This window comes from Brevibacterium ihuae (genome assembly GCF_900184225.1).
Lineage (GTDB): Bacteria > Actinomycetota > Actinomycetes > Actinomycetales > Brevibacteriaceae > Brevibacterium > Brevibacterium ihuae.
Genome location: NZ_FXWZ01000003.1, coordinates 1,558,766 through 1,574,164, shown reverse-complemented (window position 1 = coordinate 1,574,164; position 15,399 = coordinate 1,558,766). Strand labels below are relative to the sequence as shown.

Annotated in this window: 15 protein-coding genes; 5 read left to right on the top strand and 10 right to left on the bottom strand. The window is 72.1% G+C overall.

Annotated features, from left to right (window positions below; translation table 11 throughout):
- Positions 1 to 161: 161 nt before the first annotated feature.
- Positions 162 to 737, top strand: coding sequence for a hypothetical protein (locus C1A17_RS12370; RefSeq protein ID WP_101653258.1), 576 nt, complete (start codon positions 162 to 164; stop codon positions 735 to 737).
- Between the two features lie 162 nt (positions 738 to 899).
- Here C1A17_RS12370 and C1A17_RS12365 read toward each other — a convergent pair whose 3' ends face one another.
- Together C1A17_RS12365 and C1A17_RS12360 are read right to left on the bottom strand one after the other, a co-directional pair.
- Positions 900 to 1,580 carry a response regulator transcription factor gene (locus C1A17_RS12365; RefSeq protein ID WP_101653257.1) on the bottom strand — a complete coding sequence of 227 codons (681 nt, stop codon included), beginning with the start codon at positions 1,578 to 1,580 and terminating at the stop codon, positions 900 to 902.
- Positions 1,577 to 2,827, bottom strand: coding sequence for a sensor histidine kinase (locus C1A17_RS12360; protein WP_101653256.1), 1,251 nt, complete (start codon positions 2,825 to 2,827; stop codon positions 1,577 to 1,579). The genes C1A17_RS12365 and C1A17_RS12360 overlap by 4 nt, the downstream gene beginning before the upstream one ends.
- A gap of 237 nt (positions 2,828 to 3,064) precedes the next feature.
- Here C1A17_RS12360 and phoU point away from each other — a divergent pair, with 237 nt between their 5' ends.
- Positions 3,065 to 3,766: a phosphate signaling complex protein PhoU gene (gene phoU, locus C1A17_RS12355; RefSeq protein ID WP_101653255.1), complete on the top strand. Its 702-nt coding sequence runs from the start codon at positions 3,065 to 3,067 to the stop codon at positions 3,764 to 3,766.
- 107 nt (positions 3,767 to 3,873) lie between these two features.
- On the opposite strand, the gene C1A17_RS12350 is transcribed toward phoU, so the two are convergent.
- The 7 genes from C1A17_RS12350 to C1A17_RS12320 all read right to left on the bottom strand — a co-directional run bounded on the left by C1A17_RS12350 (position 3,874) and on the right by C1A17_RS12320 (position 8,915).
- Positions 3,874 to 4,617, bottom strand: coding sequence for a phosphoglyceromutase (locus tag C1A17_RS12350; RefSeq protein ID WP_101653254.1), 744 nt, complete (start codon positions 4,615 to 4,617; stop codon positions 3,874 to 3,876).
- A 141-nt stretch (positions 4,618 to 4,758) separates the two neighbouring features.
- A complete protein-coding gene (locus C1A17_RS12345; RefSeq protein ID WP_101653253.1) occupies positions 4,759 to 5,349 on the bottom strand; it encodes a YbjN domain-containing protein in 591 nt (196 codons plus the stop codon).
- A complete protein-coding gene (locus C1A17_RS12340; protein ID WP_101653252.1) occupies positions 5,333 to 6,604 on the bottom strand; it encodes a glycosyltransferase in 1,272 nt (423 codons plus the stop codon). The genes C1A17_RS12345 and C1A17_RS12340 overlap by 17 nt, the downstream gene beginning before the upstream one ends.
- 11 nt (positions 6,605 to 6,615) lie before the next feature.
- On the bottom strand, positions 6,616 to 7,386 hold the full coding sequence (locus C1A17_RS12335) for an alpha/beta fold hydrolase (protein ID WP_101653251.1): 771 nt from the start codon (positions 7,384 to 7,386) through the stop codon (positions 6,616 to 6,618).
- A gap of 53 nt (positions 7,387 to 7,439) precedes the next feature.
- On the bottom strand, positions 7,440 to 7,751 hold the full coding sequence (locus C1A17_RS12330) for a DUF2516 family protein (RefSeq protein WP_101653250.1): 312 nt from the start codon (positions 7,749 to 7,751) through the stop codon (positions 7,440 to 7,442).
- 115 nt (positions 7,752 to 7,866) lie between these two features.
- A complete protein-coding gene (locus tag C1A17_RS12325; protein WP_101653249.1) occupies positions 7,867 to 8,223 on the bottom strand; it encodes an AzlD domain-containing protein in 357 nt (118 codons plus the stop codon).
- Positions 8,220 to 8,915, bottom strand: a complete 696-nt coding sequence (locus tag C1A17_RS12320) for an AzlC family ABC transporter permease (RefSeq protein ID WP_101653248.1) — start codon at positions 8,913 to 8,915, stop codon at positions 8,220 to 8,222. Before C1A17_RS12320 ends, C1A17_RS12325 begins: the two co-directional genes overlap by 4 nt.
- An 81-nt stretch (positions 8,916 to 8,996) precedes the next feature.
- On the opposite strand from C1A17_RS12320, the gene C1A17_RS12315 reads away from it, so the two are divergent.
- Entirely contained in the window at positions 8,997 to 9,551 is a 555-nt protein-coding gene (locus C1A17_RS12315; RefSeq protein ID WP_101653247.1) for a helix-turn-helix domain-containing protein, read from the top strand.
- 86 nt (positions 9,552 to 9,637) lie between these two features.
- Here the strand turns inward: C1A17_RS12315 and C1A17_RS12310 are convergent, their stop codons facing one another.
- On the bottom strand, positions 9,638 to 10,795 hold the full coding sequence (locus C1A17_RS12310; RefSeq protein WP_101653246.1) for an FUSC family protein: 1,158 nt from the start codon (positions 10,793 to 10,795) through the stop codon (positions 9,638 to 9,640).
- A gap of 50 nt (positions 10,796 to 10,845) precedes the next feature.
- Between C1A17_RS12310 and pepN the strand changes: the two genes are divergently transcribed.
- Positions 10,846 to 13,617, top strand: a complete 2,772-nt coding sequence (gene pepN, locus C1A17_RS12305) for an aminopeptidase N (protein WP_101653245.1) — start codon at positions 10,846 to 10,848, stop codon at positions 13,615 to 13,617.
- A gap of 331 nt (positions 13,618 to 13,948) precedes the next feature.
- On the top strand, positions 13,949 to 15,340 hold the full coding sequence (locus tag C1A17_RS12300) for a serine hydrolase domain-containing protein (protein ID WP_180953326.1): 1,392 nt from the start codon (positions 13,949 to 13,951) through the stop codon (positions 15,338 to 15,340).
- The last annotated feature ends 59 nt before the right edge of the window (positions 15,341 to 15,399 follow it).

Sequence of the window (15,399 nt, the reverse complement as noted above, 5' to 3'; positions counted from 1 at the left end):
CCCGACGGCCACTCTCCCGGAGCTCTCCCGACGCCGCTCACGGCCGCGCGCGCAGTGCGCCCCACCTCGGGAGATCCCGTGGCGGACAGCGTTCTACGGAGGATCGAAAACCGGGTACTATACAGAATGATCCTGTCTTGCCACTTCAAGGAGCTTGAACCGTGAAACGGCTTACCCGTGTCGCCCTCACCGCAGCAGCCGCGGCGCTCGTCATCCCGATGAGCGGCTGCGCAGCCCTCCTCTCCGCACAGCAGACAGCCGAATACCAGTACAACGGCGGAGACGGAGCCTGGGCGGACATCGAGGACGTCGCGGTCCGCGGTCTGATGATCGTGTCCGAGGACGGCGAGCAGGGCACCCTCTTCTACACCATCGTCAACAACTCCGCGGACTCCGCAGACGTCGAGATCTCCGTGGGCGACGCCCAGGTCAGCGAGACCATCCCGGCCGGCGAGTCCGTCGTCCAGAACCCGGAGAACCCGGAGAGCGAGAGCGAGCCGGTCACCGTGAGCGGCTTCGACGGCCAGCCCGGATCCCTCGTCGACGTCGAGGTCACCGTCAACGGCCAGAGCGAGACCGTCCGCGCCCAGGTGCTCGGCACGGATCTTCCCGAGTACCAGGACCTCGCGCCCACCGGCGGAGCGAGCGGAGAGGCCACGGAGGGCGCGACCGAACAGCCCACCGAGGGCGCCGAGCCCACCGACGGGGCCACCGCCGAGGAGACCGCGGCTCCCTGATCCGCGAGCACAGGCTCATCCGCGAGCGCAGCGCGCGCGGACCACGACGCACAGAGGGCGGGCACCCGATCCGGGTGCCCGCCCTCGTCGCGTCCGGGCCGGGACGTCGTGTCCGGGGCGGGATCCGGCGCCGGGGCTCCGGACCGGACCTCGAGGCCCGGCCTATGCCTCGAACTTGTACCCGAGGCCGCGCACGGTGACGAGGAGCTTGGGGTCGGAGGGCTCGACCTCGACCTTGGCGCGCAGGCGCTTGATGTGGACGTCGAGGGTCTTCGTGTCGCCCACGTAGTCCTGCCCCCAGATCCGGTCGATGAGCTGGCCGCGGGTCATCACCCGGCCGGCATTGCGGACGAGCATCTCGAGGAGCTCGAACTCCTTGAGCGGCAGCGACAGGTCGGTGCCGCGCACCGAAGCGACGTGGCGGTCGACGTCGATCCGCACGCCGCCGGCCTCGAGCACCGAATCGACGAGGGCGTCGGGCTCGGCGTTGCGGCGCATCACGGCGCGGATCCGGGCGAGGAGCTCCCGCGAGGAGTACGGCTTGGTGACATAGTCGTCGGCCCCGAGCTCGAGCCCGACGACCTTGTCGATCTCCGAATCCTTCGCGGTGAGCATGATGATCGGCACGTTCGACTTCGACCGGAGGTTCCGACACACCTCGGTCCCGGAGGCGCCGGGGAGCATGAGGTCGAGCAGCACGAGGTCGGCGCCGTTGCGGTCGAACTCGGCGAGCGCCTCAAGGCCGTCCTCGGCGATGACGACCTCGTAGCCCTCCTTGCCCAGCAGGTACGACAGCGGGTCGGAGAACGAGTCCTCGTCCTCGACGAGCAGAATGCGGGTCACGTCGTCTGTCTCCTTTGCGCGGTGTCCGCCGACGGCGCGACCGGATCGGGGTCGCCGTCGGGGTCGGTTCCGGTACTGATCAAAATACCCTGCTCGGCCGCATCGGCCAGGTCGGGAGGCTCGTCGACGCCGGCGATCGGCAGCAGGATGGTGAAGGTCGAGCCCTGCCCGAGCTTGCTCCACACCCGGATGTCTCCGCCGTGGGTCGCGACGATGTGCTTGACGATGCTCAGACCGAGCCCGGTGCCGCCGGTGACCCGGGAGCGCGCCGGGTCGACGCGGTAGAAGCGCTCGAAGACGCGCTCGGTGTCCTCGGTGCTCAGCCCGATGCCCTGATCGGTCACCGCCACGGCGATGCGGCCGTCGTCGAGCTTCGCGCCGATCCCCACCTGGGTGCCGTCGTTCGAGTAGCTGATCGCGTTGTCGACGAGATTGCGCACCGCGTTGACGAGCAGCTCGAAGTTCCCCTCGACGTGCCAGTCCCCTCCGCTCACCACCTGCAGGGTGATGTTCTTCGCGTCGGCGCGCGTGGAGGCCCGGTCGACGGCGTCCTCGATGATCCGCCCGATCGGGATGAGCTCGGTGGCCGCCGGCGTCTCGTGGTCCTGCACGCGCGACAGGTCGATGATCTCCTGGACGAGCTGCGCGAGCCGCTTCGACTCCCGCTGCATGCGGGTGCCGAAGCGCCCCACCGCCTCGGGGTCGTCGGCGAAGTCGGTGACCGCCTCGGCGAGCAGGGTGACCGCACCGATCGGGGTCTTGAGCTCGTGCGACACGTTCGCCACGAAGTCGCGGCGCACGGCGTCGAGGCGCCTCGCCTCGGTCTGGTCGTCGCACAGGACGAGGACGAACGAGGGTCCCAGCGGCGCGACCCGGGCGTGGAGGTGCCGCGCCACCCGGGCGTCGGAGCCGCGCTTCTGCTCGAAGTCGAGCTCCTCGATGAGTCCGCGGACGCGCGCTCGCCGGACGACCGCGAGGAGCGTGGCCGAGGTGAGCTCGTGCCCGCGCACGAGGCCGTAGGTGTAGGCGGCGGGAGAGGCCTTGACGACGTCGTCGCCGGCATCGAGCACGATCGCGGCGCTCGACAGGACGGCGAGCACCTCCGCGATGCCGTCGGGCAGCTCGTTGTCGGAGTGGAGGTCGGCCGAGCTCCGGCTGCGTTCCGAGAACCGGAACGCGAGGATCCCGGCGATGCCGAGACCCAGCCCGATGATGCCGGTGAGGACGGCGACGACCAGAAGATCCACGTGTCCACTGTAGAGGGTGGCCGCGTCCGACCGGTCGGAGCGCGGAGTCACGGGGTAGGGTTTACGCAGAAGTTCACCTCGGGTCCAGGATCGGTTCACGCTGCACTGCCACCGTTGGACACTGCCAGAGATCCGCACCGCGGTCGGCGCTGCCGCACCGCAGCTGCCGGGCCTGACCCCCCGACCGTCGAGCGCTCCGTGCTCGACGGCCTCCTCCGTGAAAGGATGCATCCTCACATGCGCGAAGTCTTCAAGAACGAGCTCAACGCTCTCGCCGACGACCTGGTCACCATGGCCACCCGGGCGGCCGAGGCGGTCGAGAAGGCCTCACAGGCCCTCGAGTCCAATGATCTCGATCTTGCCGAGGCGGTCATCGACGGCGATGCCGAGATCGACCACCTGCAGGGGCACATCGATCAGCAGGCCGCCCAGATCCTCGCCCTCCAGGCCCCGGTCGCCCACGACCTGCGGGTCGTCATCTCCGCGCTCAAGATGAGCGTGGCGATCGAGCGGATGGGCGACCTCGCGCGACACATCGCCTCGCTCGTGCGGATCCGGCACCCCAAGCCGGCCCTGCCGCCGGCGTTCGCGGACACCTTCTCCCTCATGGGCCGCTCCGCCCACCGAATCGGCCGGTCGCTCGTCGAGCTGCTCGACAACCCGGGACTCGACGCGGTGCCGACGATCACCGCGATCGACGAGGAGCTCGACGACCTCCATCTCCGCGTCTTCTCGATGATCTCCGAGCTCGGCCACTCCGAGGTCACGCCCGCGCAGATCGCTGACGTCACCCTGCTGTCGCGCTACTACGAGCGGTTCGGCGACCAGTGCGTCAACGTCTCGCAGCGCGTCGAGTACCTGCTCACCGGCAGCTGGCAGCCGGAGCTGTCCGCGTCCGACGCCGCCTCCCACGAGCAGCGCAGCGAACCGCGCCACTGATGACGTGCCGCACCGGGAACCCCTGACCCGGCGCGGCAGCACGATGACGAGCGCCCGACCGGTTCGACCGGTCGGGCGCTCGTCATCGTGCTGCGGCGCCGCCTGGCTCAGTGCCCCTGGCTCGCCACCTGGCCGATCGCGGCCTCGGCGGCGGCGGGATCGAGGTAGGTGCCGCCCGGGTTGAGCGGGGTGAGGGACTCGTCGAGCTGGTAATGGAGCGGGATGCCGGTCGGGATGTTGAGACCGGGGATGTCCGCGTCGGAGATCCCGTCGAGGTGCTTGACGAGCGCGCGCAGCGAGTTGCCGTGCGCGGTGACGAGCACGGTGCGGCCGAGCTGGAGGTCCGGGACGATCGCGTCGTACCAGTAGGGCAGCATGCGGACGATGACGTCGGCGAGGCACTCGGTGCGCGGGATCGCGGATCCGAGATTCGCGTACCGCGGGTCCCCGGCCTGTGACCACTCTGAGGAGTCGTCGAGCACCGGCGGCGGGGTGTCGAAGGAGCGGCGCCAGGTCATGAACTGTTCCTCGCCGAACTCCTCGCGGATCTCCTTCTTGTTCTTGCCCTGGAGCGCACCGTAGTGGCGCTCGTTGAGCCGCCACGAGCGCTTGGCGTCGATCCACGAGCGATCCGCGGCCTCGAGCGCGAGGTTCGCGGTGAGGATGGCGCGCTTGAGGCGCGAGGTGTGGAGCACCTCGGGCAGCAGCTCGTGGGCGATGAGCAGCTCGCCGGCGCGGGCGGCCTCGGTGCGGCCCTTGTCGGTGAGGGGGACATCGACCCATCCGGTGAACAGATTCTTCTGGTTCCATTCGCTCTCGCCGTGGCGCAGGAGCACGAGGTTGTACGTCATGGTGTCATTCTTCCACGGCACCGCGGGCGGGCGCACCCGTGTTCCGGGGACCGGATGAGCGCGTTCCGCCGCCGGCCGCGGCGGGAGGAGAATCGGAGGCGGGAGATCCTGTCCGCTCCGGGAAGTCCTGCGGCGGGAGGTTCAGTCCGCGGACCCGCCCGCGTCGAGGAACTCGTTGTCCGGCCCGGACAGCAGCGATTCGAAGGCCGCGAGGTTGCGCGTCGACTCCCCGCGCGAAATCCGCCAGGCCCACTCCTTCTTCATCGAGGTGAGGAATCCGAGCACGAGCAGGTCGTTGAAGGACTCGTCTGCCGCGGACAGGAACCGCCCGAGCAGCGAGTCGAGCACCTCGGCGCTCCACGCCTCGACCGGCAGCGAGGCGTCGAGATAGACGTCGCCGAGGTGATCGGTGGAGAACGCGAGTCCGCGGAGCTTCGAGTTCTTGTGGAGGAGCCAGGCCTGGAACCGCTCGCGGTTCTCGTCCGGGTGCCGGATGACGAAGGCCTGGAGGTCGATCGAGCGTCGGGAGCACCGCACCGAGACCGTGGTCTTGAGCTTCCGGTCTCCGGGCAGCGTCACCGCGACGTGCGCATCGCCGAGGCGGTCGGCCTCGAGGTCCTGCTCCCGCGCCCAGTCGAGCACGAGCTCGCTCGCGTCCTCCGGGGACAGGGGCGCCGCCCTGCCGGTCCGGTCCGGCGCGCCCGTGCTGCTGTTCTCAGTCGTGTCGTCCATGATGTCCTCCGCTCTCACCGCGCCGCGCGGCCGTGTCCGCCGCAGCGAGCACCGTCCGTACGCAGGTGCGCCAGTCGAACGCCTGGGCGCGCCGCGCGGCCTCGACTCCCATCCGAGCACGTGCGGCCGGATCGAGCAAGAGGGCCTCGATGCCCTCCGCCCAGGTGAGGGGGTCGTCCTCCGCGACGAGCAGACCGGTGCGCCCGGCCTCGACGACGTGGGACAGCCCGCCCACGGCCGAGGCGATGACCGGTGCACCGCACGCCTGCGCCTCGGCCGCGGCGAAGCCGAACGACTCGCTGCGCGAGGGGACGAGCACGACGTCGGCCGCCCGGTACCAGTCGGCGAGCTCGGCGGCCGGGACCGGCGGGCGCATGCGAACGCGGTCGTCGAGGCGGGCCGCGTCGATCCGGTGCACGAGCTCGGCGACGTCGGTGTCCTCCCCCGACGCGGCACCGAGCATGACGAGGCGGGTGCGCGCGGCGAGCACGGGGTCGAGCCGATCGAGCGCGGCGAGCGCCTCGATCGCAGTGTCGGTGCCCTTGACGTGCTGCATGCGTCCCACGTAGAGCAGGAGGAGGTCGGCGGACGCGGCGCCGACCGCCCGGCGCGCGGCGTGCTGCGGACCGGGGGCGAAGGTCGCGAGATCGACCCCGGGCATCGCGACGACGACCCGTGCCGGATCCGCCCCGAGGAGGCCGCGGAGGTCTTCGGCCTCCGCCCCGGTGTTCGCGACGAGGAGGTCGGCCCCAGCGGCGATCCGCTCCTCGGCCCGGCGGCGCTCCTCCGGCTCGCGCGCCTCGCCGGTGTCGCGGTCCTTGACCGCGGCGACCGTGTGGAAGGACACCGCGAGGACGGGATCGGCAGGGCCGTCCGCAGCGGGCACGCGCGCGGCGCGGTCCCCACCGGCGAGAGCGAGGCCGACGAGACCGGAGATCCAGTAGTGGGCCCAGATGAGCGCGGTGCCGGAGTACGCCGGGTGCGCCGCGATCGTGCGGGCGAGATCGGCGACCTCCTCGCTGAGCCCGTTCTTGTCCCGGGCGGCCGTCGTGAGCTGGTGGAGGCGGATCCCCGGCGCGAGCTCCACGGTGCCCGAGGTCGGGGCGGCCGGATCGGCGGTGAAGATCTCGACCGCGTGGCCGGCGGCGGCGAGCTCGTTCGCGGTGGCCCGGACGTAGACGTTCATGCCCCCGGCGTCGCCCTGGCCGGGCTGTGCGGCGGGCGAGGTGTGGAGGGAGAGGAGAGCGATGCGCACAGCTCTCGATCCTAGTCGTTGAAGAACGCGGTGAGGATCCGCCGGACCTCGCTCCGCCCCCGCCACAGGATGCTGCCGGGCGGCAGGATCTCGAGCGTCGCGCGCGGGAACGCCGCGGCGATGTCGCGGGCGACGGGGACCGGGTGAGCGGCATCGTCCTCATGGGTGAGGACGAGGACCTCGCCGGGGAACGCGGAGGCCGCACGGGCGGCGTGCTCCGCGCTGTCGACGGCGATCTCGAGGGCGAGGCCGAGTCCGTCGGCCATGTCGGTGTCGAACAGGGCGTCGACCTTCGCCCGCACCCAGGCCCGGGCCGGCGAGAGGTCGCGCACCGGCGCCGGCTCGCGGGCGAGCAGAGCGTCGACGAGCCCCGCGCGGTCGCCGGCGGTCAGGTGCTCGCGCACGAGGGCGACATGCGCCGCTGCGGCGCGCTCGACCTCGGGAGCGAATCCCGCCCACGACGCCGGGAGGACGAACGCGACCTTCTCCAGCCCGAGCGCGGCGGGATGCCCTGCGGTGATGAGTCGGGCGAGGCCCCCGGCGCTCATCGACACCCCGAGGGCACGGCGCGCCCCCGAACCGGTGAGCGCCTGCGCGAGCTGATCGGCGATCGTCGCATAGGTCCACCCCGGGCCGGGAGAGGGCCGACCGCCGTGTCCGCCGAGGTTGACGAGCACCCGGGTTCCGGCGATGCCCGAGGCGAAGGGCCGGGTATCGCGGATCGCGCCGGAGAAGCCGTGGGAGAACAGGGTGACCGGATCGCCGGTGCCGAAGGCCGCCATCCAGCCGTCATCCGGGCCGGGGCAATCGACCCCGGGCCGAGCGGTTCCGTGCCTCACCGGCCGCGATAGCGCGGGTCGACCGCGCGCAGCCCCTTGCGCACATCGGTGAAGTACACCGCGGCGGCGACGAAGCCGAGGAGGGAGATGAAGATCGGCATCGCCTGGAGCGGCGGCATCGCGAGGAAGCCGATCGCGGCGGCGACTCCGAGCAGCACGGTCCAGAACGTCTTCGTGCGCTTGTCGGCGGCCCGGTACACCTCGTTGCGATAGCGGAGCGAATCGATGAACGCCGCGAGCTCGACGAGGAAGGCGGCCACGGTGAGGACGAGGAACACGAGGCCCTGGATGCTGGCGAGCGCTGACATGCCCCCCACCCTAGCAACGCCGCCTCCGCGTCCCCTGGTCGGCCGAGCCCTCCCGGACCTGCCGAGCGGCTCCTCGATCGGTCGCGGTCCCCGGATCGGCTGCGCGGCTGCCTGATCAGGCGAGCCCGAGGAGGCGCGCACCCGCGCACACCGCCATGCCGATGCCGACGCTGCCGAGCAGCGGGACCCGGCACACCGCGGCGAGCGCCCCGGCGCCCACGCCGAGCACCCGCGCCCAGCCGGCGAAGTCCTGCCCGTCGTAGAGGGTCGAGGTGACGCACACGGCGGCGATGAGCACGGTGGCCGAACGGTCGAACCACACGCGCACGGGCGAGTCCTCGGGGCTCCCGGACCCGGACGCCCCGCTCCCCCGGGTCCGCATGAGGGCGCCGAGCCGGACGCCGAGGATCCGGATGAGGAAGGTGCCGACCGCGAGCGCGGAGGCGGCGAGGAGGAAGCCCGCGGTCGTCATCGCCGCGTCCTCCGGCCGAGCGCGGCGGGGAGGAGCCCGAGCAGGGCGAGCATGGGAGCGAGACCGGCGGCGACGAACGGCGCGGTGAGCGCGGCGATCCCGGTGCCGGCGCCGACCGCCACCGCGGTGCGCGGGACCCGGAGGTCGCTGAGCACGAGGCAGAGGAGGATGACGGGGAACGCGACGTCGAGCCCGAGGAGCTCGGCATCGACCGCGCGCCCGAGGCCGAGGCCGGCCACGGCGCCCGCCGGCCAGAGGACGAGGAACGTCAGGCCCATAAGGAGGAACGCCCGCCAGCGCATCGCATCGTTCGGCATCGACCGGGCGAACGCGGTGGTCTCGTCGTTGACGAGGTGGGCGGCCGGCAGCGCCTTCGCGTCGGTGGGGAAGAACCCGCCCACCGCGAGGCCGAAGGGGAAGCTCCGGGAGTTGACGAGCAGTCCGGCGACGACGGCGAGGACCGGGGACCCGCCGGCGGCGATGACCCCGACGAAGGTGAGCTCGGCCGCCCCGCCGAGCGCGAACAGCGCGAGGAGGAGAGTCTGCCACCACTCGAACCCCGCGGCACCGGACACCGCCCCGTAGGACAGCGCCATCGCGAGGACCGGCAGCGAGACGAAGACGTTCGTCCGCACCGCTCCTCGCGGGAGACCGAGCCGGGCATCCCAGCCGGACCTGTTCAATGGACTCATGTTCACTATAGTGAACGCGCGTCAGGTGTTCGTCAAGATGAACGTGCTGGCCATTCCAGCGAACATCCCTAGACTGGACCCATGACCGACGACTCCCCGCGCCTCCTCGTCGCCGGGGCGCTCCGCCGCGAGCGCGAGCGGAGCGGCCTCAGCCTCACCGAGGCGGCCCGGCGCGCCGGGCTCGGCAAGTCGACGCTCTCCCAGCTCGAATCAGGGGCCGGGAACCCGAGCCTCGAGACGATGTGGTCGCTCGCCACGACCTACGGCATCCCGCTCGCCCGCCTCCTCGACGCCCCCGACCCGGGAGCCGCAGTGATCCGCCTCGGGGAGCCGCCCGCCCTCGCCTCCTCGACGACGGACTACGTCTCGTGGCTGCTGAGCGCGAGCCCGCCCCACGCCCGGCGCGACCTCTACCTCATCAGCGCGCAGCCGGGCGAGGTCAAGGAGTCCATGCCCCACCCGGTCGGCACGACCGAGCACGTCGTGGTGGGCCGGGGGCGTGTCCGCGTCAGCTGGGCCGATCGGAGCGAGGAGCTCTCCGCCGGCGACTACCTGCGCTATCCGGGCGATGTGCTCCACACCTGCGCGGCCCTCGAGCCCGACAGCCTCGTCGTCTACGTCGTCGAGACCGCCTGAGGCGGTCGGGCACCCGCCCGGTGTCTGACCGCCGGGGCCGCAGTCAGCGGCCCGCTGCACGCCGGGCCCGTTGCCCTGGCCCCGGATCATTCGACCGGCGGGCCCTCCGCGGTGTCCTCGCTCAGCACCGGCAGCTTCTCGAGCGCGGCATCCTCCGGCAGGCCGGACGCCTGGAGCAGATCGACCGCGAGCGGCCGCAGGAGCAGCACGAGCGTCCGGTCCTGCATGTCGGCGACGTCCCTGCCGTTGGGGTCGAGCCGGGCGGCGACGCCGGAGAGGAACTCCTCGGCCGGGGTGCGCGAGGTGCCCCGCTCGAGCGCCACCCGCAGCCGCCGCGCTCCCTCCCCGAGGTCGCGGACGAGCTCGGCGTGCTGCGGGCGCGCGGTGCCGAGCTCGGCCATCGCCTGGGTCCTCCTCGCCACCACGCGGACCATCCGCATCGCGCGATCGGCGTACTCGACGGCGCGGGCGAGGCGGGTGACCTCGGCGGCGTAGCGGCGCGAGCGGGCGTTGATTCGGGTGGCCTCCTGGGAGATCCGCAGGGTCGACCGCCACGAATCGACGATCCCCTGCGTGTCCCGGGCGCGCGACAGCGCCCGGCGCGCGGCCTGGACGTCGGCGCGGGCGAGCGCGTCACCGGATTCGACGAGCGTCTCCGCGATCTCGGTGAGCAGGGACGACGCCCGGTCCCGCGGACCCTTCCGCGCGTCGTTGGGGACGACGAGCGCCATGAGGATCGCGACGAGAGCGCCGACGAGCGCGTCGACGGTCCGGTCGAAGGGCTGGGCCGCCTCGGCCTGGGGGACGGAGATGACGTAGACCGACTGGACGCCGATCTGGGTGATGAAAATGCCCCCGGAGTTGATCATCGTGCCGATCATCAGACCGAGCAGCATGGTCACCGCGAGCTGCCACAGGCCCGCCCCGAAGGTCGCGAGCATGAACTCGCCGACGAGCACGCCGGCCGTCGCACCGAACCCGATCTCCATCGAGCGGCGGACACGGCGGTCAGCGGTGACGCCGGTGCCGATCGCGGCGGCGACGGCCGCGAGGAACGGGTACTCGTGGCCGAGGACGAGCGCGCAGAAGGCGTAGGCGGCCGTCGCGCCGAGGGTGACCTGGAGGAGCTGGGAGAGGTTCGCGCGCGTGCGGCGGGCACCGAGCCGGGCACGATTGCGGAGGTGCCCGCTGAGCTGCCCGGGCCATGCCGAGGGCCGCGACCGGGCGCCGGTTCGACGGCTCACGCTCTCATTCCTCCTGTGGCATGCTGGGAAGCGGTGTCGAAGGAGGCCCCATGACGACCAATCTCACCCGTGACGAAGCCCGTCGCCGTTCTGAGCTGCTCGAGATCTCCCGGTACTCCGTCATCCTAGACCTCGGCCGCTGCACGGATCGAGAGCAGCGGGAGTTCGATTCGGTGACCGAGGTCGATTTCACCGCCGAGCAAGCCGAGCCCACCTTCATCGACCTCATCGCCGCCGGAGTCGTCGAGCTCGCGCTCAACGGCGAGCGGCTCGATCCGGAGGCGGCGTTCGACGGGGCGCGCGTCCGGTTCACCCCGCGGACCGGGGCGAACACCCTGCGCGTCCACGCCCGCGCGCTGTACTCGCGGACCGGTGAGGGCCTCCACCGCTTCTTCGACCCCGCCGACGACACCGTCTACCTCTACACCCAGTACGAGCCGACCGACGCCCGCCGCGTGTTCGCGAACTTCGACCAGCCCGACCTCAAGGCCCGCTTCTCCTTCACCGTACTCGCCCCCGACGGCCTCCTCGTCCGCAGCAACGCGCCCGTCGTTCGGGAGAGCCCCACCGAGCCGGGCGTGACGTGCCACGAGTTCGCCGACACCGAGGTCATGTCGACCTACATCACCTGCGTCGTCGCCGGCCACTATGCGCAGGCACAGACCTCCTACTCCCACCCGGTCACCGGAGCCGCGATCGACCTCGGCCTCCTCACCCGCGCCTCGCTCGCCGACCACATGGACGCCGACGAGATCTTCCGGGTCACCGCGCAGGGGCTCGACTTCTTCCACACGGCCTTCGACATCCCCTACCCGTGGGGCAAGTACGACCAGGTGTTCGTCCCCGAGTACAACCTCGGCGCGATGGAGAATCCCGGACTCGTCACCTTCACCGATGCGCTGATCTTCCGCGACCAGGTGACCCGGTCCATGCGGGAGTCGCGCGCGAACGTCATCCTCCACGAGATGGCGCACATGTGGTTCGGGGACCTCGTCACCATGGAGTGGTGGGACGACCTGTGGCTCAAGGAGTCCTTCGCCGACTACATGGCCGGGCTCGTACTCGCCGAGGCCACCGAGCACACCGACGGCTGGGTGACCTTCGCCCTCCGGCGCAAGGACTGGGCATACCGGCAGGACCAGTACCCGACGACGCATCCGATCGTCGCCGACATCCCCGACGTCGAGGCCGCGAAACTCAACTTCGACGGGATCACCTACGCGAAGGGCGCCTCGGTCCTCAAGCAGCTCGTCACGTTCGTCGGACGCGAGGCGTTCCTCGACGGGAGCCGCCGCTACTTCCGCGCCCACGCCTTCGGCACCGCCACCCTCACCGACTTCCTCACCGCACTCGCCGAGGCCGCCCCGGACCGCGACGTCCACCACTGGGCCGACGCCTGGCTGCGCACGGTGGGCGTCTCGGAGATCGAGCTCACCGTCGAATCCGGCCCCCTGCCCGCCGAGGCGCGGGAGGACCGGGACGACCACGGCGCCGGGACCGCACGGACCGGGAGAGCGATCGACGACCCGGCGGGGATCGACGTGCCCGACCACACCGGGGACGACCCGGACGGGGATGGTCCCGGCGGGGAGGGTGCTGCGGACGGTGCCGACGTCCTCACCGAGGTGCACATCCGCCAGGAGAACTCCGACGGCGCGGCCGACGCCGGGGTGGTGCGCCCGCACCGGCTCGCAGTGGCGGCGTTCGATCGCGTCGGGCCGGTGCTCGAGCGGACGGGGACGTGGATGATCGACTTCGCGGTCGAGAGCTGCGACGTCCCGGAGATGCTCGGCACCGAGCGGCCGGCGCTCATCCTCCCCAACGACGGAGACCTCGACTACTGCAAGGTGCGGCTCGACCCGGTGTCGACGGCGACCGCGCTGAGCTCGGTATCGCGGCTCGCCGACCCGCTCCACCGGGCGCTCGTGTGGTCGGCGCTCGGCAACGCGCTGCGGGACGGACTGCTGCCGACCGAGGACTACTTCGCGGCCTACTGCCGCGCGCTGCCCCGGGAGACGCATCCCGGGATCGCCGCCGGGCTGCGGACGACGGTGCTCACCGCACTCGATCGCTGGACCTCCCCCGCCGCTCGACCGGAGGCGGTCGCCGGGGTGCTCGGCGCCGCTCTCGACTCCCTCGTCGCGGCCGAACCGGGCTCGGACTCCCAGCTCGATCTCGCGAACACCGTGCTCGCACTCGTCGCCCGGACCGCGGACTCGACCGCCGGCGAGCCGGGTGCCGATGACCCGGCGGTCGGCGCCGGGCGCGAATTCGCCTCGGCCCTCCTCGCCGGGCGGATGCGCGAGTTCCCCGGACTCGAGGTCGACCATGCGCTGCGTTGGAAGGCGCTCATCGCGCTCGTCGCGCTCGGCTGGGCGGACACCCCGGAGATCGAGGCGGAGGCGGCTGCCGACCGCACCGGTTCGGGCGCGCTCCACGCAGCGACGGCCTCCGCCGCCCGACCGCTCCCGATCGCCAAGATGCGCGCCTGGGAAGCGATCACCGGCGACACCGAACTGAGCAACGACATGCTCTCGGCGACGATCGCCGGGTTCACCGCACCGAGCGCTCTCCCGCTCACCGAGTCCTCCGTGAGCCCGTACTTCGACCTGCTCGACACGGTGTGGACGACGCGGTCGATCGAGATCGCGCGGCGGCTCGTGGTCGGGCTCTACCCGCACTGGTCGCAGCGGCCGCAGCACGTGCTCGAGCGCACCGATGCCTGGCTCGCGGACCGCCCCGAGGCACCGGGCGCCCTCCGCCGCCTGCTCCTCGAGCTGCGCGACGACCTCGCCCGGTCGATCCGGATCCGCGGGGTCTGAGGCTTCGGCAGGGACTGTGCGTCCCGGAGAGCGGGAGCTGAGGTCCCCCGTTGGGACTGTGCCGGCGGACGGGAGCTGGGTTTCCCCTCAGGCGGACGGGGTCCGAGATTCCCGCACTGACGGTCCCGGCGGACGGGGATCCCCCGGTGCCCATCGGGATTTCCCCACCGCTCACCGGCGCCGGGCGCGCCTAGCGTGGGGGCAGGAGGTTCCCCACCCCACCCCGTCGTATCCCCAGCTTTCTCATCCGTCCCGCAGAGTCCGCGCTCTCCCCTCGCGACTCGCATCCGGGATCACAGCACTCGTCCTCGCACTGCTGTCAGCCTTCGCAGTGCCGGGCGTCAGCGCTGTCGCGGCGGCCCCGGTGCGCACGGATGCCGAGGACCGTCTGGACTCCCTCCTCACCGCGCTGGAGACCCCGCACGCACGCGCCGTGGTCGTGAGCAGCGTCGGCATCGAGGCGCAGGCGGCAGGCGACCCACCGGAGGGCGACGGCACCGCACCCCCGGCGGCTACCCGTTGGGGTTCGGTGTCGAAGGGCGTCACCGGCCACCTCGTCGACACCCTCGTCGAGGAGGGTCGGATCGATCTCGACACCGAGGTGGGCACCGTGCTCACCGAGCTCCCCGACGCCACCGGGCGCCTCACCGTCCGGCAGCTCCTCACCCACACGAGCGGCCTGCCCCATGACCTCGCGGTGACCGACCGTGACCGGCCCTCTGCCCGTGCCGTCGATGTCCTCGGCGAGCTGCCGGCGCCGGATGCCGCGGCATCGGGGTTCACCTATGCGAGCACGAACTACATCGTCCTCCAGGCGCTCGTCGAGCGGGTGACCGGTGAGGAGTTCCCCGCGACGGTCGCCGCTACGGGAGCTGTCTCCGCCGGAACCGGACCGGACGGGCAGGCCGCAGGTCACGGCTGCGCACGCCCCGCGCGGATCGGATCGGCGCCCTTCGCAGGCCTGCCCATGGCGGCGCCCGCGACCTGCGACGGCGCGGGCCTCGGCTACGGGTACCTCACCGGGGACCTCTCGGATCTCGCCCGGTGGGCCCAGTGGAACCTGTCGCCGGAGGGCGCGGCGTTCCACGCCCGGTCTCGGGAGGCCGCCGCACCCACGGGCCCGGACTCCGCATATGGATTCGGGTGGAACTACGACAGCGTCGATCTCGACGGGACCGCCGTCGAGCGGATCCATCACTCCGGTGCGATCCCGGGGACCTTCACCCGGGTCGAGCTGCTGCCCGCGCTCGATCGGGCCGTGGTGATCGTCGTCGACGAGTACGGGGAGCCGGGGTCCGCTGACCTCGTCCGCACCGCGAGCTCCGCTGCGACCGCGGTGTTCGGCTCGGAGTCGCCCGCTCCGGCGCGCTCCGCGACCTATCCGCTCGCGCTCGGCGCAGTCGGCATCGCGGTCATCGGGGCCGTCTCGTGGCTCGGGGTCGTCCTCCTCCGGCCGGCGCGCGTGCCGACACGGACTGGTGGGAGATCCTCCGAGCGGTCCGCGGTGCGCACCGCGGCGACTCGGTTCGGCATCTCGGCCGTCCTCTGCGCGGCTGCGGCCGCAGCGATGGCCGTCGTCCTCCCGGCGACGACCGGCCTCGGCCCGGCAGGCCTCGCACGGTGGGCGCCCGATCTGGCGGCCGGCGGCGGGCTCGTCGTCGTGGCCCTCGCAGCCGCGACCGTCGTCGCGGGGCTCCGCCTCGCCCGAGCGGCGCGCGTCTGAGTGGACACGTGGATGATGGGGATCACGGGCGCCGGTGCGGGTCGCCTGCCCGGAGTCCT